This is a genomic window from Pseudomonas sp. FBCC-B1565, assembly GCF_059133265.1.
This window is the reverse complement of record NZ_CP101438.1, coordinates 6,486,326-6,507,745: the sequence shown is the minus strand read 5'-3', so window position 1 is coordinate 6,507,745 and position 21,420 is coordinate 6,486,326. Positions and strand designations below refer to the sequence as shown.

The window sequence follows — 21,420 nt, the reverse complement described above, 5'->3', positions numbered from 1 at the left end:
TTCAACGCCCGCTGCCTTGAGATTTTGAATATGGACGTTCGCCCTGTTACTGCCCTTAAAACCCTGAGCCAACGCGGCCTGGCCTTGATCCTGGCCAACGCGCTGTTCTGGCAGCCATTGCTGGCGAGCGCCGAAGGCATCGTGGTCAGTGGCCCCGGTACCACGGTCGGCCAGGCGGGCAACGGCGTGCCGGTGGTGAACATCGCCACCCCTAATGGCAGCGGCCTGTCCCACAACCAGTTCAAGGACTACAACGTCGGCCCCAACGGCGTGATCCTCAACAACGCCAACAGCATTGTGCAAAGCACGCAACTGGGCGGGATCATTGTCGGCAACCCGAACCTCAAGGGCGGCGCGGCGAATGTCATCCTCAACGAAGTCAAAGGCGGCAGCCCCAGCCAATTGCGCGGCTACACCGAAGTGGCGGGCCAGTCGGCCAAGGTGATCGTCGCCAACCCTTACGGCATCAGCTGCAACGGTTGCGGCTTCATCAACACCCCCAACGTCACCCTGACCACCGGTAAACCGGTGATCGATCAGGCCGGGCAACTGAAAAGCTACCAGGTCGACGGCGGTGCCGTGACCATCGACGGCAAAGGCCTGAACGCGAGCAACGTCGACCGTTTCGAGATCATCACCCGTTCGGCCAAGATCAATGCGCAGATCAACGCAAAACAACTCACGGTGATCGCCGGGCGCAATGACGTCGATGCCCAAAGCCTGAAAACCACCGCCCGTGCCGATGACGGCAGTGCCAAGCCGGAGCTGGCGATTGACTCGTCGGCCTTGGGCGGCATGTACGCCGGCGCGATCAAGCTGGTGGGCACCGAAGCCGGTGTGGGCGTGAAGCTCGACGGTACGCTGGCCGCCAGTGGTGGTGACATTCAACTCGATGCCAACGGCCACCTGAGCATGGCCCAGGCTGCCGCCAGCGGCGCAGTGGACATCAAGGCTGCCAGCCTGGAGACCAAGGGTGCGGTCTACGCCGGCACCACCCTCAAGGCACAGACCAAGGGCACCCTGAAAAACAGCAAGACCCTCGCCGCACGCGACAGCATCACCCTGGCCAGCAACGGCCAATTGACCAACAGCGGCATCATCGAAGCCGGGGTCAATCCCGACAACACGCGCAATGCCGGTGGCGATGTCAGCCTCGACAGCCAGCGCATCACCAACACCGGCACCGTGATCGCCAATCGCAGCCTCACCGCCACGGCGCAAAGCCTGGATAACCAGGGTGCGACCTTGAGCGCCAAGCAGGCGCTGAACATCACCGCCGCCAGTGTCGACAACCGCAACAAAGGGCGCCTGCTCAGCGACGGCACGCAGACGCTCAACGTCAGCGGCCTGCTGGACAACAGCCAGGGCGGCATCATCGACAGCAGCGGTGCGTTCACCCTCAACGGCAATAGCCTGGATAACAGCGCCGGTAGCCTGACCGGCGGTGGGGCGATCACCCTGGATCTGATCGGCGACCTGATCAACCGTAACGGCAAGCTGGCCAGCGCCGGGCCGTTGTTGATCCAGCGCGCCGCACACATCGATAACCAGGGTGGGAAGCTCGCCAGCCAGGGCTTGCTGACCGTGTTCGCCAACAGTGTCGACAACCAGAACAACGGCACCCTGGCCGCCAACGATGGCTTGACCCTGACCACCAGCGGCCTGTTGCAAAACAGCGGCAACGGCCTGATCCACAGTGAAAACGCTGGCGTGACCATCACCGCCGGTACCCTCGACAACAACGGTGGTCGCATTGCCGCCAAAGCCGGTGATGCGCAGATCGACGCCACGGATTTCAACAACGGCAACGGCGCGCTGTTCGCCCGCGATCGTGTACACCTGACCGGTATGAATGTGGATAACGGCGGCGAGATCGCCGGCAACCGCATCGACGTCAGCCTCAATGGCGCACTGACCAACCGTGGCCTGATAGAAAGCGCCACGGCCCTCGATGTCGACACCGCCAGCCTGAACAACAGCGGGCAAATGCGCGCCTTGGGCGCCAGCGGCAAGACCCGCTACGCCATCGGCGGCCTGCTCAACAACAGCGGCAGCCTGGAGACCGCCAACGACCAATTGAGCCTCGCCGCCACCCGCTTCCAGAACACCGGCGGCAAGGTGTTGCACGTAGGCACCGGCGTGCTCGACCTCAGTGGCATCAGCCTCGATGACGTCGGTGGCAGCCTGGTCACCAACGGTGACTTGACCTTCGACAAGGCTAATTGGACCAACAGCACGGCGATCCAGGCCGGGCGCCTGACCGTCAACGTGGATAACCTGCAACAGACCGCCACCGGCAAGCTGCTCGGCACCCGTGCCCTGGTCGGCAGCGGCCAGGACTGGACCGTGGGCGGCAGCGTCGCCAGCCAGGGCAGCCTGGATCTTTCGGTGGGCAACCTGCTCAACGACCACGGTTTGATCTTCAGCGGCGGCGACCTGAACCTCAAGGTCGACCGCCTGAAGAACCTCGGCGCCACGATCTACGCCATGGGCAACCTGCGCGTCGACCGCGACGGCCAGGGTGGCCTGGCCACCAGCATCATCAACAGCTCGGGCACCCTCGAAAGCGAGCGCAACCTGATCCTGGCCGCCAGCACGATCCAGAACATCCGCACTGTGCTCAACACCGAGTCCGGCATCTACAGCGCCTCCATCACGCCCACCGCCTGCATCTTTCGCGTGACCGGTGGCGACTGCGACGGCCCCAAGCAGAACCACCCGTTCCTGATTACCCAGCGTGATCACTTCATCGTCAGCCAGGCCACGGCAGCGTCCAGCATCACCTCGGGCGGCAACATGCTGCTCACCGGCGGCGACCTGCTCAACAGCAGCAGCAGCATTGCCGCCGGTGGCAACCTCACGGCCATCGTCAACCAGCTCACCAACGTCGGTGTCGTGACCCACGACACTCAGTACGATCGCGTCTTCACTTCCGAGCGCGAGCGTAAGCCGGGAGGCTGGTACCGCGAGGCGGCGGCCTTCACCCAGCGCTATTCGGCAGGCCAGGACATGGGCGGCGTCGAAGCGGGCCTGGCCTCGTTCATCGGTAAGATGGAGAGCGAGCAGATAGCCCTGCGCAAGACCACCCAGTTAAGCGCGCCAGACCAAAGCTACGCCGCTGTGATCCAAGCCGGCGGCAGCGTGGATGTGAAGGCCCAGGCCGGCATCGACAACAGCGTCGTGCACGGTGGCTACACCTACGTCGGCAGCGGTGCCAACACCCATGCGCCGGGATACTCGACCCTGGTCAGCCTCAACCCGCAACTGCCGCCGGACGTTGCCCAGCAACAGGTCAACCCGCTGGGCCTGCCCGGCTTCGACCTGCCCACTGGCGAGAACGGCCTGTTCCACCTCAACGACAGCGATGGCGCCAAAGGCCTGCCCACCAGCCAGTTCGCGGCCAACCCGCATAAGTACCTGATCGAAACCAACCCGCTGCTCACCGACATGCGCCAGTTCATGAGCTCGGACTACATGCTGAGCAAGCTCGGCTATGACCCGGACACGGCACAGCGTCGCCTCGGCGATGGCTTCTACGAACAGCGCCTGATCCAGCAAGCCGTGCTCGCCCGGACCGGCCAGCGTTTCATCGATGGCCAGACCAGCGACGCCGATCTGTTCAAGCACCTGATGGACAACGCCATCAGCAGCAAAAGCGCGCTGAATTTGTCCGTAGGCGTGAGCCTCACCGCCGAACAAGTCGCCGCCCTGACCCACGACATCGTGTGGCTGGAAAACGCCACCGTCGCCGGCCAACAAGTGCTGGTGCCGGTGCTGTACCTCGCCCAGGCAAGCAACCGCCTGGCGCCTAACGGCGCATTGATTTCCGGCACTGACGTCAACCTGATCACCGGCCGTAACCTCAACAACGCCGGCACCTTGCGTGCCACCGGCAGCCTGTTGGCGAACGCCGGCGGCAACCTCACCAACAGTGGGTTGATGGAAGCCGGTGGCCGCCTCGACCTGCTCAGCGGCAACAACCTGACCAACCGCGCAGGCGGTGTGATCAGCGCGGGCAACGTCAACCTCGCCGCCGGCGCCGACCTGCTCAACGAACGCAGCGTCACCACTCACGCAAGCGCCAGCAACTACCGCACCGAACGCAGCGACTTCGTCGACAGCGCCGCGCGCATCGAATCGGCCAACGATTTGGTCATGCAGGCGGGCGGCAACGTCAACAACGTCGGCGGCGTACTCAAGAGCGGTGCCGACACCACGGTCAAGGCCGTGGGCGACGTCAACATCACCGCCTCGAAAACCCTCGACAGCGGCGCCATCGGCAACCGTTCCAGCTTCACCACCATCGCCCAGCAAGGCTCCGTGGTCGACGCTGGCCGCGATCTGCATGTGATTGGCGGGCGCGATATCAGCGCCGTGGCCAGCCAGGTCGAGGCCAAGCGCGACGTCAACCTGATTGCCACCCGCGACTTCAACGCCGTTGCGGCGGCCAACGAGCAGCACTCCACAGGCAACACAAAAAAGGTCAAGAGCATCGAAGACCACGTGCAGCAAGTGTCCAGCGTGATCAAGGCCGGCGGCGACGCCACCCTGAGCGCCGGGCAGAACCTGCAACTGGTCGCCAGCCAGGTGAATGCCGGCAACGAGGCGTACCTGGTGTCCGGTAAGAACCTTGAGCTCAAAGCCGCGCAAGACCAGGACTACAGCTTCTACAGCAAGACCAAGAAAACCTCCCAGGGCAAAAAATTCCGCCTGGATGAAACCGATGCCGTGAACAACGTCGGCAGCCTGGTCAGCGCTGGCAAAAACAGCACCGTCGTCGCGGGTGCAGACCTGCTGCTGGCCGGCAGTGCTGTCACTGCTGAAAAAGGCGCCACCCAACTGGTGGCCGGCCAGGACGTGAACATCCTCGCGGTGAGCAACGCCGACAGCGCCCGCCACGAACGCAAGGAAAGCAAAAGCAGCTGGGGCGGCCTGAAGTCGAGCAAGGTCCAGGACAAAGTCGACGAAAAACGCACCACCGCCCTGGGCAGTATGGTTTCCGGTGAGACCGTCACCGTCGCCGCCAAGCGCGACGCCACGGTCACCGGTTCCAACCTGGTCAGCACCGGCGACCTCGCCGTCCAGGCCGGCCGCGACCTGACCATCGACGCGGCGCAGAACACCTTCGCCCGCACCGACATGCACAAGGAAAAAAATCGCGACCTCACCGGCGTGCTGACCGGTAACAAGCTCGGTCTGGATGACATGACCGGCAACCAGAAGCTGTACATCAACAGCTCCAAGCACAACGGCACCGCCAATGAAATGACCTTGACCGGCAGCACTATTGGCTCGAGTGCGGGCAATGTGTCGTTGACGGCGGGGCGTGAGTTGAAGGTGGTGGCCAGTGATCTGGTGAGCACCAAGAACATGGCGTTGAGTGGGGCGAATGTCACCGTTACTTCGGGGATGGAGACGGCCAGTCAGACCAGTAAGGACAGTTCCAAGAGTTTGGCGGTAGGGCGGGTGATCGCGGGCTCGGTGGTGGACACCGCCACCAGCATGCGCGACGCCGTCAAAGCGGCCCGTAGTGCTGATGACCCACGACTCAAGGCAGTCAAAATCGCCCAGGCGGCCCTCGCCGCTTACAACCTGAACGGCCAGGCCTCGGACGCCAATGCGCAAAGCTCCGGCTTTAAAAACAAAACCGGCGGTACGCCCGGCAACGGTTCGCTGATCAAGATCGGCACCGAACTGGCTAATAATCGCAGCAAGAACAGCAGCGAATACAACAGCATCACCGCCAAGCAGAGCACGCTCAACGCAGGGCAAGACTTGTCGATCGTTGCCACGGGCGCTGCGACGGGAACTCAGGGTGATATCCAGATCACTGGCAGCAGCTTGAGAGCCGCCAACACCTTGTTGTTAGCCAAAAACGATGTGTTGATGCAAAGCGCACAAAACACCACCGACCGCAAAAACGAAGGGTCGAAAAGTAAAACCGCTATTGGTGCCAGCTTCAATATTGGCGAGCAAAACGGCTTCACCCTCGACCTCGGTGCGCAGGGGGCCAGGAACAATGGCAACGGTAGCTCCGTCACTCAGGTCAACAGCACCCTGGATACAGGCAGCCTGTTGTTACAAAGCGGTGGCGATACCACCCTCAAAGGCGCCCAGGTTCGTGCGGACCGTATCAAGGCAGATATTGGCGGCAACCTCAATATCATCTCCCTCCAGGACACCGAGTCGTCGCGCAGCAAACAGAGCAGCGCAGGCTTCGGCGCGAGTATCTGCATCCCGCCGTTCTGCTACGGCTCTACCGTAGCGGGCTCGGCGAACCTTGCCGCTGCCAATATGAACAGCGACTACAAGGGCGTGACCGACCAGAGCGGTTTGTATGCGGGCACGGGCGGCTACGACATCAATGTCGGCAAGAACACCACCCTGCAAGGTGCGGTGATTGCCAGTGAAGCGTCAGCTGATAAGAACCGGCTCAGCACTGACCGCCTGATCGTCAGCGACATCAAGAATGTCAGCGAAATCAAAAGTCAGTCTGCCGGTATTTCGGTGTCGTCCAGCAGCACCAGCGGTGCCTCGATGGGCGGCAGCATCCCGATAGCGCTCAAGGAAAAAGACCATAGCTACACCCGTAGCGCGGTCAGCGAAGGCACGATTGTGGTTCGCAGTGCTGAAGGCGCCAATGATCTGGTGGGGCTGAACCGTGACACCGCCAATGCCAATCAGAAACTTGACCGGCCTGATGAAAAGGCTATGCAAGAGCGTATTGACCTGATCCAAAGCTCGGCGCAGTTGGCCAGTGGGGTGATCAGTGCGGTAGGCAGGGCGAAGGCCGATGAGGCCAAGAAGCTTGGGCAGGCGGCGAAGGAACAAGCAGACGCAGGCGCGCCTGGTGCTGCTGATACCGCCCGTGCCGCTGATCTGGCTTATTCGGAAGCCAAGCGTTGGCAGTTCGGCGGCGACAAGAAAATGATGGCCGATATCGCGACGGGACTGATCGCCGCGGGCCTTGGTGGCGCGCCCGTTGGTACGACAGTCGGTATCGTTGCCAATACGGCTTCCAGCGAGATCTTCAAGCGCGTGGGTGATTACGCCGAGGCGCAATCCCTCAACCCGAAATCGGACGCGGCCACTCGAGCCGCATGGGCTGAAGGTGGAGCAGCACGTGTCATGTTGCACGCGTTGGCAGGGGCGGCCATTGGGTTGTCCAGCGGCAACGTACAGAGTGGCGCGTTGGGGGCCGGTGCTTCTGCTGCGTTGATGCCCTCGATTGCAAAGGCGCTTGAGAACAGCAAATTATCTGAGGCCAGTCAGGACAACATAGCAGCGTTGGTTGCGACCGGTATCGGCGCTGGAGCAGGCGCCGGGAATGGCACCGGCGGCGCTGCTGTCGGTAGCGGGACCGGTTACGGCGTCGAAGTATTCAATCGACAGCTTCACCTGACCCAAGAGGTGCCGCTACTCAAGAAGAAAGCTGAAGAGTTAGAGAAAACCAGGCTCAAGCCGAAATCGGATGCCTCGTGGGAAGACTTGCTGCGTATGGCAGCAGGATCAAAGGTTGATGCCGTCGAAAACGCCCGTTTAGACGCACTGGAAAAGAACTGGGGCAACGACCCGACGCGGGATTGGTTGGATCGTGATTTGGTGATTGCCAGAGGCGCGATTCAAGAATTGGCTGATCAGAAAATTCCATTAACGTGGAAAGACGGTACCCCAATTATTGCCAATGGCTCTGCGGTGTATGCGTTCAATTCGACCAAAGAGCAGTTTGTAGACACAAGCCTGTTTAATGGTCTGGGCAAAGGCCTTTATGGCGAATTGCCCTTGGCTGACAAATGGGCTCAGTACGGTCGGGAGCAGGCAGATGCTCATGCGACGGAAATCATTAACGTCTCGACCAACGACTTGGCTTCAAAAGACGCGATGTCGAGGCTGTTGGTACTCGCCAGGAAATCGGCTGAATCGGTCACGGCGTTGGATGAGGCGGCCCTTTCGCTCACAGGTGTAGGTCTGGGAGCGAGGATTTCAGAGGTCGTGGCCGCTACCTTTGCGAAAAGGAAATTGGCGACGGAGGCGTCAGGTGAGGTTTTTGTCCTTGGGGCAAACGGTGCAAAAGTGCCAGGTTCTGCTGATACGGGCACGATGGCGGGTAGAAATGTCGCACTTACCACGCCTAAAGCTGATGGTTTTTGGAATAAAACAACAGTTCTAGATAGGACTGTTTATCAACGTAACGACCTCTTTGACCCAGAGGCCGTATCGACCTGGAGAGTACGAGGTAAAACTGTTCAAGGCTCAAACCTTGAGAGGATGGCCTCGGGTCGAGCACCAATTGGGTATGATGGGAAATCAGTTGAGTTACATCATCTCTCGCAAACTGAGGTTAATGGATTCGCTGGTACTCGTGGTTCACTTGCAGAAGTTGGTTCTGTTTTCCATAGCCAGAATAGCAGTGTTCTTCATGTCCCATCCAATGCCGCTCAAAGCTTTAGGTATACTCGTTACAAAGACTCTGCAGAATACAGAAATCCTACGACTGATTATGTTTCAGTTCCTACGGATTTGAATGCAAAAACATTGACAAAGCAGGCTAAAGAGTTTAATTCTTATCAGTCGGATTATTGGAAGTTGCGGGCTCGGAGCGGGGAGTAATTGGGCGTGGATTATTCGAGAATAATTAATCTTATTGAAGAGTCGGATTTTGTTGAGTTTGCTGATTATGGTGACGGGATTGCTGATGAGTGGATTTATAAAGCTGAAGCTCGCCTTGGGTTGAAGTTGCCTGATAGCTATAAATGGTGGCTGAGGTTTTATTCTGGCGGGGAAATATCTGGGGAGGAGATTTATAGTATCTACGAAATGGAATTTGATAGTGTAAGGGGGGGTGATATCGTTTATATGTCAATCGTTAACGGTCGAAATGGGTTGTGTGGGAAGGAGAGGCTATTTATCTGTGAACCGCCGGGTGCAGGGGAATCATTTTATTTTGCCACAGACGATGGTCTTAATGATGGGGAATATCCTGTTTATAGGCTTGATCTTTCTGATCAAACTTCTAGTTTGTATGCGAAAAACTTTATCGGTTTCTTAGAAAAAAGAATAATGTCTTTTAGTTGAATAATAATTCTGCGTTTAAAAAGGGGGAAATAGGGGTCAGACCCTGAGGGATCCCCACAAATTTACTCCAAGCTCTGCGCCTGATGATGCACCTCATCACGCAGAGCATGCTCCAATATTTCTAATTGCTTTCGGTCTCCGAGACCTGTGCAACTGCGCCAATACTCCAGGCCTAAACGCCACAGAGAAAGTACTCGCCGCTCCTTGAGGCTGTTGCTTTGATAACGCCGCTCCAATTGGTTCTCTCGTGCCTGCAACCCTGTTAAGAAGATCAGGTAGTTGGCCAAAGCGGCAATCAGCAACAACACTTCAATGCGCTTTGGACAGTGGCTTCGATGCAGGTTCAAGCCCCATCCCAGGTGCTCACTTTTGACATCCCGGAAGCCTTCTTCGATCTGCATACGCCGCTTATAAATCGCGACGATTTTTGCTGGATTCCACTCGCTTTGCGACAAGTTACTGGCAAGCAACCACGGCTCGCGCTCACGTCTAGCGGACTGCCGGCTTAGTTTGCTTCTAGCGACTGAGCCTGTAACACGTTGGTGTTTGCGGCCCTTTGCTGAATGACGGACACAGTACAAATCGATGAAGTGAGGGGCGCTACGTGTCATCTCGACACGGCCTAACGATTTGGCCGATGAGGTGGCCAGAGCGTACAAATTCTTCACTGGTTGCCAGTCATTGTCTTCGCGACGATAAAGCTCACGATTTCGTATACGGGCCACGTAATACCAGCCCTGCGCTGCTACAGCCTTCATCCAGGGGCGCCGGAAACCTGCATCAGTGACCAGGACTGGAACGCATCCATCAGGCAGTAACTCAGCCAACGTTTTGAGCAGACGGCTTTGATATCTTGGGCAACTTTCGCGTTCATGAACGCTTTCATAAATAGGAAATGAACGTCCCGCAAACGGGACCGCAGCTCTTAACAAAAAAGCGTCGCCAGGCGCATCAATTCTCGACCAGTCGACCAAGATTAAAGGGTGCTTCAAGGAGCCCAGCAATGCCCGCAGCATCGCCCAGTAGAACAATGGCCGCTCCGCTCTCAGGTGTTGATTACCCAACAATCGGTCCACTCGCTTGATTGCATGTTTTGGATACGCTTGACCTGGCATAAAACGTCCGAGCGCAGTCAGCGTCAGGCGACGACCTCGTAGTAACGAACTGACACAACTCACCAGCGTTGTCAGACGGCGAGAATGGATTGAAGGCAGTGCTTGAGCGAGTGCTCTGTGTAAAAATCGGATGGCCTGCATGAGTTCGGGGGTCTTGTTTTTGTGTGGTGCAAACCAAGTTGCCGACTCATGCAGGTGTCTTCAATATTCCAACTTCTTGATTTTCGGTAAGAAAAATCGGGGATCCCTCAGGGTCAGACCACGATTAGTGCACTTATGTATATTGCTGATCTGACCCCTGTTTCCCCTATTTCCCCCGAGTAAATGCACAGCTGGAACCTTCTGCACTTATAACGCCTCATGATTGTTATAAGGAATTGGGAAAAGATAGTGGTCAGACCACGGTTTTGCGCTTTTTAGAGTTCAGCAGAATTGCTCTTTTAAAATATGATTTATTTTTTGTAATTATTCGATTTTGTTGGCCTAGTGATGGGCGGCTAAGCTGTAAGCTCTTATTCATTTGGGGGTTTATATGGCTCGCCGTCCTAGAGTTATACTGCCGGATATCCCGTTGCACATTATTCAGCGGGGAAACAACCGGTCTGCGGGGAAATAGGGGGCAGACCACGATTAGTGCACCAATGTATATTGGTGGTCTGACCCCTATTTTTAATGGAGTCGAAGCGCAGCGTATGGCTAATTATTTACAGGCGCGTGAGGAGCAAGGTTTGCTTAAATACGAAACTGGGCGGCGTTGAAATTAAAACGGAATAGGGGTCAGACCCTGAGGGATGCTAATTTTCCCGCGTCTAACAAAATGTTGGCGAGTCAACTGGGTATTAAAGAAGCTGATGTGGCTCGGTTTATTAGAGAAGAGAAATATACGTGGCATGAGGTTGAAGATATGCGAACACTGCAGTTGGTGCCCTCGTTTATCCATACTGGCAAGGTCGGTTCGATGGATTTTGGTTTGAAATATGGCCATCTTGGCGGAATCGCTGAGAAAAGTTTGCTAGAGGCGCTTAAGAAATGACAGTTATATCAGATAGAGATTTTGGTGAGCTGCATTTTGACGAGGCTTGGACAGGATTGTGTGAAGTGTTTATTTTTGGACGTTTGTGTGAGGTTGAACTCATTGTCCAAACTTTTGATGGTGATTCTATCTCTGATATTCAGAGACTTGCGTTTCGAGAGTTTAGTTCAAATAAAGCTGTCGTCTCTTTGGCCGTAGAAAAGGCTATCTTTAGCTATTACATATGTAGATCTGAGGAATACCGAGAGCGCTTTGATGCTGATGAGGTTGATATCAAAGCCCCTAACGCCCATGCAGTTGATCATATGCGGGACTTGGTCACTCTGAAGTGTATTAAAGTATTGTCTCCCTTTGACGCGGGAATGCGTCAAATTGGTTTTATTTTTGATGCGAATTTTGATCCGCAGCTTGGCTTGGGGGTTCTAGTCACTGATGGTTCTGTGGAGACCGTTGATACTCAGGATATCTTACTAGGTTGATAAAAAAAGGAAAAATAGGGGTCAGTCAAAAAAAGGGGACAGTCTCATTTAATAATTACTTGCCGATCAGGAGAAAATCAGGGCCAGGCCACATTTTGTACAAACCCGCACACGGGATCACAGTGATGGCACAATGCCTCATGTGATGCCTTCCACTGCCGACACACTGGCGATGGCCAGACGCATCAGGAAAGGGTGAACCGGCCTTCGTCGGCGTTTTCGAAACCGCCCCACCGCTACCCACAAGGAAGAAATACATGATCAAGTTGTTCTGCAAAGCCGCTGTTGCTCTGTCCCTCGTCACTCTGTTTGGCTGCTCCTCGACGCCGTCGGTGGAGAAGATGCAAGCCGATGTGGCGAACTATTCGTTGCCTAAGGCTGCTGTCGCCGATAAAGGCTTGGTGTATGTGGTGCGTCCGAGCAACGTGGGGATGATGGTTCGCTTCAACGTGTTCCTGGATGACAAGGAAGCCGACTCGGAGATGGGTTACAACCGCGGTAACCAGTACATCTATTTTTTCGTGACACCGGGCAAGCACGTAATCAGTTCCAAGGCTGAAAACTGGGCGGACATGCCGATTGATGTCAAGGCGGGTCAGGTGGTTTACCTCAAGCAGGAAGTCGACATGGGCTTCGCCATCGCACGCAACAGCCTTAAAGTGCTGAGCGACCTCGAAGGCCGTTACCTGGTCAAGGATGCGTCACTGGGCACCGTGGCAAAAGAAAACAAGTGAGTTGAACCGTTGAAGCCTGCCGGGCTCCAGGTCCGGCAGGCCGTCATTTTTCACCCTGCGCAAACCTTCAAGGACTGATGTGAAAAACCTCCTCTTCATCCTATTTGCCACCCTTATCCTCGGCGGCTGTGTCAGCCATCCCCTTACGCCCGAACACCGCGCCCAGATCAAGACGGTCAAGGTGTTGCCGGTAAAGTGGGAGTCGCAACAGATGGTCTACATGGGCCGTGAGCAAGCATGGGGCGCAGCATTGGGGGCCGGGCTTGGCGCGGGCGTTGGCATGGCCAGCGGTGCATCCAGGTTGGGCACGGCGGCGTTGAGCGGCGCCGGGTTTGCAGGGGGTATGAAACTTGGGCAGTTGGCCGAGATGCCGGCGCCGGTAGCGATCCTTACAGTGATGGAGGCAGAAAAAATCGATTTGGGCGTGTTGCTCAAACAAGGCTTTATCGATGCGTTGGGCAAGACCTCAACCCTCAAAGTGGTGGGTGACGACGAACCCGCCGATGCGCAGATCCAGCTGACCGTGGCCGAGTGGGGCTTTCGCCTGACCCAAGGGTTCAGCAGTGTGGTGTACCCCACCCTCAATGTGCTGGCGCAGATGAATCGCGGCGATGAAATGGTCTGGCGCACCAGCGAGGCGGTCACGCCGTTCAATGGCCAGAACGTCTACGGCTACACGCCGCTCACCTATCGCACCGACCCCGAGGCGTTGCGCCGCGCGCTCACGGGGATTACGCAGATCTCCAGTGGGTATTTGGTGAAAGAGCTCAAATAAGCCAGCGCGTGCGTTAATGCTGGCCTGCCCCTGTTTCCCGATTCCACGGACGCATCACATGAAAAAAGCAATTGTTCTACTGGCAATCACCGGCCTCGTCACCGGGTGTCAAGCTTCCAGGCCGCCAAGCTCCTTTGAGCAGAGTCTGGCCAACGTTCAATGCATGCTGTCCGAGGGCGAGAAAAGCCCCACAGCCGATCAGGTTCAGTTCATTCGTCAAGCCAGCGATAACGGCAACGTGCGCTGTAAGACTGCGCTCGGTGGTTTGTACGAATCCGGTCGTGGCGGCGTGCCACAAGATTTTGCCAAGGCCAGATCGCTTTATGAGTCCGTTGCCGCCGTGGATGGCGTCGGTTACGAAAGGCTGGCGCGCATGGCCGAGGAGGGCCACGGGCAAGTGCGCAACGATGTGGAGGCGCGACGGCTTTATCAGTTGGCGCTGACCAACAGCGACAGCGATAAAAGCAAACTCGCCTTGGCCCGATTGATGGAAGAGGGTCGAGGTGGCCCGCAGGATTTGTTCGGGGCCATGATGTATTACGTGGAGGCCAGCCAGCATGCCGGCGATGTTGCCTGGAAGGGCCTTCAGCGCATTCGCGCTCAACGACCGGTGCTGACGCCTGAACAGGCACAGCGCTACAACGAGGTCTGGGATGACACCAGTCGCAAGAGCCTCAATCGTACGGCACTGGACATCGAGATTGCCTTGAACAAGCAAATCAAACGCGGCAGCGCGAGCAAGCCGGTGACGCTGCAAGTGCAAGGCCAGTCGGGTTCGAATGTGCCGAAAATCCTATTGATCGAAAGCTCGGGCAACGCCGAGGTAGACCAGGCCGTGGTCAACGCATTCGGTCAATACCGCATTCCTGCCGAGCCGCTATTGCAGGCAGGCCAGGACTCCTGGTCGTCCGAGCGGTCTCTCAAGGTCGGTTTGAATTGAAGGGCTGGAGCCCAAATGCCATGACCCGTTCAAACTCAACACAGACCCAATCACCTTGAATCTGGAGCAACACCGAATGGATGCAAGCACCCCCCCTAAGCGCCCGACCGTCCTGGCCAGCATCGGTCGTCGCCTGGCTGCACGGGTCATCGACTGTGCCATCGCAGTACTGATCTTTTTCATCGTGAAGTTCAGCGCCGGTCTGCTGTCAGCCCACGTGCCTGCGGTCACCCCCAAGGCCGGTTTCCTCTCGGCCTTTTTTGCGGCCTTTGCCTACTTTTTGCTGGCCGACGCGCTGCCCAACGGCCAGAGCCTGGGCAAGCGCCTGCTGAGCATCGCCACGGTCGACCGCAAGACCCGCAAAGGTTGCAGCGTTTCGCAGTCGTTCACGCGTAACTCCGGGGCGCTGGTGGTCATCGATTGGGTGTGGATCTTCATGGAGTCCAGGACGCGCCTGGGTGACATGTTCGCCAAGACCATCGTGATCCAGACCGGCAACCTGACGAGCGTGCGCGGCCTGGCAGATATTTATGACAATGGCAGAGGGTAAGGACGTTATGAACGACTCAGTAGCGACTAAAGAAACCTGGGACCTCGCCAGCCCGTTCAGACGGTTACTCGGCTATTTCATCGATATGGCCGTGGTGTTGTTCCTGCTGTTTTTGAACAGAAGCCTGGGCTCTGTCTATCTGGACGCCGCAGCAGGCTCGGCATTGCTCAATGGCCTGCACTACGCATTGTTGTTCCTGGCCTTCGGGTACGGCTTGTTCTGCGATGCGCTACCCAATGGCCAGAGCTTGGGTAAGCGTGTATGCCGCACGGCGGTGGTGGGGTACCCGTACCCCATGAACTGCACGCTGTTCCAGTCGTTCCTGCGCAATGCGCCGAAATTGCTGTTCAGCGTATTGGATGGTCTTTTTGTGTTGTTCGGCATGCGTCGTCGTTTGGGCGATATGTTGGCCAAGACGGTTGTGATCAATACGTAGGCAGGGTGATAGCTTAGAGCCATCACTCTTTCTTTTTGCGGACAAGGCCTTAGCGTCGTTTGCCGGGCTTGCAGGGCAGAACGCCAGCAAAACGGCGCCGCTCAGGCTTTAAAACAACTTGAGAACGCCTTTCAACTCCGTAGAATGCCGCGATTGTTTAAAGCACGATACTTTTCAGGGACGAATTCAGACATGCGCGTGTTTGCCGTATTTCTCGCCGCCTGCCTCATGGCGGGCTGTGCCTCCAAGCCGGCGTATTACATCTCCCCGGCGCCGGTGACTATTCCCAAGACCGCTACCTACTGGCTCGACAACTTCGACGTTGAGGTCAGGGGTAAAAGCAAACACTTCATGGCCGACGACAATGTTCGCAAGGCGTTGGGCGTCGACCTGGTCGATCGTTTGCTCAAGGCCAAGCGCTACGCCGCCAGCAAGGAAACCGCCGATTACTTGCTGGACGTGGATATCGTCTATGTGCGCCACATCATCGACTCCAATGGCGGGCTGAGCAATCTGGTGATCGACGACGGCACCATCCTGCAAAGCATCGATTTCGGCTACAAGGTCAAGGTCAAGAAAGCCGGGGCCGAGGTGTTGCACTTCGGCCAGGGCCGATCAGGCCTGGTGCCCAACAACTGGGTGGGCCAGGCGCAACAATGGAAGACCCTCGGCGGCATCATCACCAATACCGGTAACGCCAGTGTCGAGCGACATTTCACTGACGGCTTGAGCCGCTACATCATCGATGACCTGCGTGATATTCCTGCTCGATAAGCGGTCATCGCGATCATTCTGGATTTCCCTACCTAGGAGCACCCTGTGAACACACTGTCCAAAATCCTGCTGTCCGGCCTCACCGCCGCAGCGCTGCTGACCTTGGCCGGTTGTGCCACGGAGAGCAACCGCGCGATGCCGGTGGAACAAGTCGCCAGCGCCAACGTCGCTTATTCCGGCGTGCGCGTGCCGATTGCCGTGGGCAAGTTCGACAACCGCTCCAGCTACATGCGCGGCATCTTCTCCGACGGCGTGGATCGTCTCGGCGGCCAGGCCAAGACCATCCTGATCACCCACCTGCAGCAGACCAACCGCTTCAGCGTGCTAGACCGCGACAACATGGGCGAAATCTCCCAGGAAGCCGCGATCAAAGGCACCGTACAGAAGCTCAAGGGCGCTGACTACGTGGTGACCGGCGACGTGACCGAGTTCGGCCGCAAGGAAACCGGCGACCGCCAGCTGTTCGGCATTCTCGGCCGTGGCAAGACCCAAGTGGCCTACGCCAAAGTCGCGCTGAATATCGTCAACATCAGCACCTCCGAAGTGGTGTATTCCACCCAGGGCGCCGGTGAGTACGCGCTGTCCAACCGTGAAGTGGTCGGCTTCGGCGGCACCGCCAGCTACGACTCCACCCTCAATGGCAAGGTCCTCGACCTGGCCATGCGCGAAGCCATCAACCGCCTCGTCGACGGCATCAATGCCGGCGCCTGGAACCCGCGCAACTGATCAGCAGCACCTCAAGGAGCAGTACAAGGATGAGCAAGGCAGTCAAGTTGGCGCTGATGCTGACAGCAGTGGCGACGGTCGCCGGGTGCCAAACCGCGCCCCAGCCGTTGTATCAATGGGAAAGTTATCAGCCGCAGGTTTACGAATACTTCAAGGGTGAGCCCAAGGAAGCGCAGATCGAGGCACTGGAGCGTGATCTGCAGAAGATCAACGCCAGCGGCCGCAAAGCCCCGCCGGGTTACCACGCCCACCTGGGCATGCTTTACCTGAGCATGGGCAAGGATGACCAGATGGTGCAGGAGTTTCGCACCGAGAAGGCGCTGTTCCCTGAATCCGCCTCGTACATGGACTTTCTGCTGAAAAACGCCAAGACCGGAGTCGCCACTAAATGAGCCTGTTGAAACTTACGGGCGCCTTGCTGGCCCTGGCCCTGCTCGGCGGTTGCGCAGCCCCCAAGACCATTGATTACACGGCGTACAAGCAGGCACGACCGAAGTCGATCCTGGTACTGCCGCCGCTTAATGAGTCGCCGGAAGTGCAGGCGTCCTACAGCCTGGTCTCGCAAGTGACCTACCCGTTGGCGGAAGCCGGCTACTACGTGTTGCCGATTGCCCTGGTGGATGAAACCTTCCGCCAGAACGGCCTGACCACCGCCAACGACATTCAGGCCCTGCCACCGACCAAGCTGCATGACATCTTCGGTGCGGACGCCGCGCTGTATATCACCGTCACCGAGTACGGCACCAAGTACATGCTGATCTCCAGTGACACCGCCGTGACGGCTTCGGCCAAACTGGTGGACCTGCGTACCGGCACCACCCTGTGGACCGGCTCGGCGCGGGCGTCCAGCGAGGAAGGCAACAACAACAGCGGCGGCCTCATCGGCATGCTGATCACGGCGGCGGTCAAGCAGGTGATCAACAGCTCCACCGATGCGGCACACCCGATTGCCGGTATCACCAGTGCGCGCCTGCTGTCACCGGGGCAACGTGCGGGGATCCTGTACGGTCCGCGTAACCCGAAGTACGGCACGGACTGAGTTCATGTGGGAGGGGGCTTGCCCCCGATAGCGGTAGATCAGTCAGTACATGTTTGACTGACCCACCCCATCGGGGGCAAGCCCCCTCCCACAGTTGGACTGTTATTTGAATCAGGGTTAACCCGAACATCCCGCACCTCGCGTCTGACCTTGTGAACGGATCATTTCATTCACGAGGTTCAGCCCATGTCCCGTCCTCTGCTCTTCCTGCGTCCTGCTGCCCAGGGCTTTGCGGTTACCGTACTGGTAACGCAGGCCGGGTGTGGGTTGTCCTCTTCGCCTGAGCTGGCCAAGCCGGCCGAGCCCGTCGCCGAGCTGCAAAGCGCGTCACCCCAGGGTGCGTTGGTCAAACGCATGGCAATGCCTGCACCGATGCGTATGCAGGAGTCAGCCGCGATGGACTACCGCAGCGAACCCCGCGAGCAATACGAAAACCTGCCGGACAACCCGGTGCACCGCGTGGCCGAGACGCCGGTGTCCACCTTCAGCGTCGACGTCGATACCGGCAGCTACGCCAATGTCAGGCGTTTCCTCAACCAAGGCAGCCTGCCGCCCGAAGGCGCTGTGCGACTGGAGGAGATGGTCAACTATTTCCCCTACCACTACGCGCTGCCCACCGATGGCTCGCCTTTTGGCGTGACCACCGAAGTCGCCGCCACACCGTGGAACCCGCATACCCAGTTGCTGCGCATCGGCATCAAGGCGTCCGACCGCGCCTTGGCGCAATTGGCACCGGCCAACTTGGTGTTCCTGGTGGATGTGTCCGGCTCCATGGACCGCCGCGAAGGCTTGCCGCTGGTGAAAAGCACGCTGAAGTTGCTGGTGGATCAACTGCGCGACCAGGACCACGTTTCGCTGGTGGTGTATGCCGGTGAATCCCGTGTGGTGCTCAAGCCCACCTCCGGGCGCGACAAGGCCAAGATCCGCAACGCCATCGACCAACTCACCGCCGGCGGCTCCACGGCGGGCGCGTCCGGTATCGAACTGGCCTACCAGATGGCCCGTGAAGGCTTTATCGACAAGGGCATCAACCGCATCCTGCTGGCCACCGACGGTGACTTCAACGTGGGCATCAGTGATTTCGACAGCCTCAAGCAAATGGCGGTAGAACAACGTAAAAGTGGTGTGTCACTCACCACCCTGGGCTTCGGTGTGGATAACTACAACGAACACCTGATGGAGCAACTGGCCGATGCCGGCGACGGCAACTACGCCTATATCGACAACCTGCGCGAAGCGCGCAAGGTGCTGGTGGATCAGCTCAGCTCGACCTTGGCCGTGGTCGCGCGGGATGTGAAGTTGCAGGTGGAATTCAACCCGGCGCGTGTCAGCGAATATCGCTTGCTTGGCTATGAAAACCGCGCCTTGAAGCGTGAGGATTTCAATAACGACAAGGTCGACGCCGGTGAGATTGGCGCAGGGCATACGGTCACGGCACTGTACGAAATTGTGCCGAAGGGCGAGAAGGGGTGGTTGGAGCCTCTGCGTTACGCCACTGCGCCTGTGGCCGGGGATAAATCCGCTGAACTGGCGATGCTGCGGGTGCGCTACAAACCTGCTGCGGGCGGTGCCAGCCAACTGATCGAACGGCCCATCAGCCAGGAACCCTCCAAAGCCAGCGATGACCTGCGCTTTGCGGCGGCAGTGGCTGCCTTTGCCCAACAGCTCAAGGGCGATGGCCGCTACACTGGCAGCATGAGCCTGCAGGACACCGCCGCACTGGCCCGCTCGGCCCGGGGTGATGACCCGTTTGGCTTGCGCAACGAGTTCGTGCAGCTGGTGGAGTTGGCCCAAAGCCTCAAACCCTGATCACAGCCATGACAACAATCAAATGTGGGAGGGGGCTTGCCCCCGATGGCGGTGTATCAGTATCAAGTGTGCTACTGACCCACTGCTATCGGGGGCAAGCCCCCTCCCACAGTTAGACCAGCTTCGGCTGATAAAAAGGAGTTCGCCCCCTACATGGCTGTTCCAGATGATCTACCCAGCGACGAATCACTGCTGGCCCGCTACCGCACCGGCGACAGCGCCGCGTTCGAAGCCTTGTACGCACGGCACCGCCAGGGCCTGTACCGATTCCTTGTGTCCTTGAGTAACAAGGCCGAACTGGCCGAGGAAATCTACCAGGAGACCTGGCTCAGTCTGATCCGCAGCGCCACCCAGCCACAAGGCCGGGCGAGTTTTCGCACCTGGCTGTTCCAGATCGCCCGCAACCGCCTGATCGACCACTGGCGCAAGCACGGTGTCCATAACCCATTGCACGACAGCTACGACGAACAATTGCATGCCCAGGCCGACGACAGCGCCGGCCCCGAGCAGCAACTGAGCCTGAGCCGCGACCAGGCGCGGCTCGATGCCGCGCTGCAAGACCTGCCCGAAGACCAGCGCGAAGTCTTCCTGCTGCGCCTGCACGGCGACCTCGAGGTGCCGCAAATCGCCGCCCTCACCAACGCCCCGCTGGAAACCGTGAAAAGCCGCCTGCGTTACGCCCAGCAGAAACTGCGCCGTCTGCTGGCCGAGGAGATACCCGCATGATCGACTCCCGAAACACTCCCGATTCCGACGACGAATTGCTCCAGCACTATCGTCAACACAATACCGTCGAGCCGCCGGCGTCCCTCGACGCCTTCATCCTCAACGCCGCCCGCCGCGAAGCCCCGGCGCCGCAGCCGAACCTGTGGCAACGCTGGCTGCAAGCCTGCCAACGGCCACGCTGGCAGATGGCATTCGCCACCGTTGCAGGGTTGGCCCTGATGATCGGCGTGGTGATGCGCTCGCCTGTGCCGCAGCCCGACATTTCCACCGCGACCTTCTCTGCGCTGCACGACGAAGCACCGCGTCCCGCTGCACCCGCGATGTCCGCGCCAGCCCCCGTCGCCCCAATGGCCGCCGCGCCCCAGGCAGAGAGCGCGCAAGTCATGGGTTCGATGGCGGATGAGTCCAGCGCCAAATTCAGCAAGCGTGCGCCGGTGGCGTTGCCTTCGTTGGAGGAGGGGTTGCAGGAGATTGTTAGGTTGCGTGAAGTGGGAGAAAGCAAGGCGGCAGATGAATACCTGCTGGCACTCTACAAGCGTTTCCCCGAAGAAGATTTGCCTGCGCGGTTGGAGGCACTGCAAAAGCGTTAGGCGGATGCGGCTGGTTTGAACTCTCCGCAGAGTTAATACAAAAAAAGCCCCAGGCCTTTCGACCTGGGGCTTTTTCATCTGTATATGGTGCCCCGGCGTCGTTTGAACTGGACAGTAAAAGGCCCGTATTCATTGGGTATGTTTGGTTGTTATTCGGTTAGGCATACACGTGGGCATACACGGTGCTTCCTTCTGGCCACTTTTTCGAGGTAGATAAAGCAACACCAAATGGTTGCTGATGTGTTGCCATCCATCTGAGTAGTTACTTCTTCGTTCGACCTTCTGCCGCAAGTGAGGCAAGCGCAAGGGTGATAAATCCTGCATTTCCATCCAGGGTATCCAGTGCCCCTCGAATGTTCTGTGCCACTTCTGTAGATACTCTTTGCTCAACCCAGTTTGACAGCTCCTCGATAGCTGCCCCCAGGGCCAGTTGGTTTTCATTCATGCGCTTGAGCAATGACGCAAGCAAAGGGGTGTCTTCCATGATGTTCTCCCGCCGTGTTGTCAGGTAGTCAATCTACCTCGAGCCAGTCGCATTGCATATCAGCTGTCCTCACCACCTGGTGATCGGAAATCTCGCTGGTCATCTTGATTCCCTGATGCGTAGTTGCATGGACTT

18 protein-coding genes are annotated in these 21,420 nt (G+C 58.1%); 16 read left to right on the top strand and 2 right to left on the bottom strand.

Annotated elements, in window-relative coordinates:
* Positions 1–30 precede the first annotated feature (30 nt).
* Positions 31–8,610 carry a hemagglutinin repeat-containing protein gene (locus NL123_RS29950; RefSeq protein ID WP_494356927.1) on the top strand — a complete coding sequence of 2,860 codons (8,580 nt, stop codon included), beginning with the start codon at positions 31–33 and terminating at the stop codon, positions 8,608–8,610.
* A gap of 6 nt (positions 8,611–8,616) precedes the next feature.
* Positions 8,617–9,075 (top strand): SMI1/KNR4 family protein, encoded by a 459-nt coding sequence (locus NL123_RS29945; protein ID WP_494356926.1) that lies wholly within the window; start codon positions 8,617–8,619, stop codon positions 9,073–9,075.
* A 62-nt stretch (positions 9,076–9,137) separates the two neighbouring features.
* On the opposite strand, the gene NL123_RS29940 is transcribed toward NL123_RS29945, so the two are convergent.
* On the bottom strand, positions 9,138–10,331 hold the full coding sequence (locus NL123_RS29940; RefSeq protein WP_494356925.1) for an IS4 family transposase: 1,194 nt from the start codon (positions 10,329–10,331) through the stop codon (positions 9,138–9,140).
* Between the two features lie 676 nt (positions 10,332–11,007).
* On the opposite strand from NL123_RS29940, the gene NL123_RS29935 reads away from it, so the two are divergent.
* The 14 genes from NL123_RS29935 (at position 11,008) to NL123_RS29870 (ending at position 20,801) form a co-directional block, all read left to right on the top strand.
* A complete protein-coding gene (locus NL123_RS29935) occupies positions 11,008–11,223 on the top strand; it encodes an HNH endonuclease (RefSeq protein WP_071488113.1) in 216 nt (71 codons plus the stop codon).
* The gene (locus tag NL123_RS29930; protein WP_494356924.1) at positions 11,220–11,702 is read left to right on the top strand and encodes a DUF6985 domain-containing protein; all 483 of its coding nucleotides are present in this window, start codon (positions 11,220–11,222) and stop codon (positions 11,700–11,702) included. The genes NL123_RS29935 and NL123_RS29930 overlap by 4 nt, the downstream gene beginning before the upstream one ends.
* 341 nt (positions 11,703–12,043) lie before the next feature.
* Positions 12,044–12,436: a DUF2846 domain-containing protein gene (locus NL123_RS29925; protein WP_305432626.1), complete on the top strand. Its 393-nt coding sequence runs from the start codon at positions 12,044–12,046 to the stop codon at positions 12,434–12,436.
* A gap of 79 nt (positions 12,437–12,515) precedes the next feature.
* Complete coding sequence (locus NL123_RS29920; RefSeq protein WP_494356923.1) at positions 12,516–13,211, top strand: hypothetical protein; 696 nt, start codon at positions 12,516–12,518, stop codon at positions 13,209–13,211.
* A 58-nt stretch (positions 13,212–13,269) separates the two neighbouring features.
* Complete coding sequence (locus NL123_RS29915; RefSeq protein ID WP_494356922.1) at positions 13,270–14,151, top strand: tetratricopeptide repeat protein; 882 nt, start codon at positions 13,270–13,272, stop codon at positions 14,149–14,151.
* 76 nt (positions 14,152–14,227) lie between these two features.
* On the top strand, positions 14,228–14,701 hold the full coding sequence (locus NL123_RS29910; RefSeq protein WP_494356921.1) for an RDD family protein: 474 nt from the start codon (positions 14,228–14,230) through the stop codon (positions 14,699–14,701).
* A gap of 7 nt (positions 14,702–14,708) precedes the next feature.
* Positions 14,709–15,137 (top strand): RDD family protein, encoded by a 429-nt coding sequence (locus NL123_RS29905; RefSeq protein WP_248485623.1) that lies wholly within the window; start codon positions 14,709–14,711, stop codon positions 15,135–15,137.
* Positions 15,138–15,329: 192 nt separating this feature from the next.
* Positions 15,330–15,911 carry a hypothetical protein gene (locus NL123_RS29900; protein WP_257103013.1) on the top strand — a complete coding sequence of 194 codons (582 nt, stop codon included), beginning with the start codon at positions 15,330–15,332 and terminating at the stop codon, positions 15,909–15,911.
* A 45-nt stretch (positions 15,912–15,956) separates the two neighbouring features.
* Complete coding sequence (locus NL123_RS29895; RefSeq protein WP_257103014.1) at positions 15,957–16,637, top strand: CsgG/HfaB family protein; 681 nt, start codon at positions 15,957–15,959, stop codon at positions 16,635–16,637.
* Between the two features lie 29 nt (positions 16,638–16,666).
* Positions 16,667–17,029, top strand: coding sequence for a DUF4810 domain-containing protein (locus NL123_RS29890; protein ID WP_494356920.1), 363 nt, complete (start codon positions 16,667–16,669; stop codon positions 17,027–17,029).
* On the top strand, positions 17,026–17,676 hold the full coding sequence (locus NL123_RS29885; RefSeq protein ID WP_248485625.1) for a DUF799 domain-containing protein: 651 nt from the start codon (positions 17,026–17,028) through the stop codon (positions 17,674–17,676). Before NL123_RS29890 ends, NL123_RS29885 begins: the two co-directional genes overlap by 4 nt.
* Before the next feature lie 186 nt (positions 17,677–17,862).
* Positions 17,863–19,485 (top strand): vWA domain-containing protein, encoded by a 1,623-nt coding sequence (locus NL123_RS29880; protein WP_494356919.1) that lies wholly within the window; start codon positions 17,863–17,865, stop codon positions 19,483–19,485.
* 153 nt (positions 19,486–19,638) lie between these two features.
* A complete protein-coding gene (locus NL123_RS29875) occupies positions 19,639–20,211 on the top strand; it encodes an RNA polymerase sigma factor (RefSeq protein WP_058426352.1) in 573 nt (190 codons plus the stop codon).
* The gene (locus NL123_RS29870) at positions 20,208–20,801 is read left to right on the top strand and encodes a hypothetical protein (RefSeq protein WP_494356918.1); all 594 of its coding nucleotides are present in this window, start codon (positions 20,208–20,210) and stop codon (positions 20,799–20,801) included. The genes NL123_RS29875 and NL123_RS29870 overlap by 4 nt, the downstream gene beginning before the upstream one ends.
* Before the next feature lie 262 nt (positions 20,802–21,063).
* Here NL123_RS29870 and NL123_RS29865 read toward each other — a convergent pair whose 3' ends face one another.
* Entirely contained in the window at positions 21,064–21,285 is a 222-nt protein-coding gene (locus tag NL123_RS29865; protein WP_494356917.1) for a hypothetical protein, read from the bottom strand.
* Positions 21,286–21,420 lie beyond the last annotated feature (135 nt).